Genomic DNA, 303 nt, shown 5'->3' with positions numbered 1-303 from the left:
CGGTCCACACCGAGCGGTGTCGGTCATGGTCGCCGATGAGCCAGTGCGCCAGGCGCTGTACCGCTCGTGGACGGGATCCGTCGTCGTACCATTCGGCCAGGAAACGCTGTGTGGCCGTTGACTGTTCGGGTGTCGGGCCATGAGCCTCGGTGCTGATCAGGATCAACGCGGTAACCCGCTCGGGCGCGATGAGCGCGGTGCGCAATGCGGTGAACCCGCCCTGGGCGGTGCCACCGACCACGGCGCGTTCGGCGCCGAGATGGTCGAGCACGGTCAGTGCGTCACGGGCGGCGGTCCAGTAGG

1 protein-coding gene is annotated in these 303 nt (G+C 68.6%); it reads right to left on the bottom strand.

The window, feature by feature from the left end; all coding sequences use genetic code 11:
- On the bottom strand, nucleotides 1–303 hold a 303-nt coding region (locus GV790_RS29675), incomplete at both ends, for an alpha/beta fold hydrolase (protein ID WP_163818127.1).

It is taken from the genome of Nocardia cyriacigeorgica, assembly GCF_010858045.1.
In the GTDB taxonomy this organism is placed as follows: Bacteria; Actinomycetota; Actinomycetes; order Mycobacteriales; family Mycobacteriaceae; genus Nocardia; species Nocardia cyriacigeorgica_E.
Note: the sequence above shows the minus strand (reverse complement) of the source record. Positions and strands in the feature narration are given on the sequence as shown.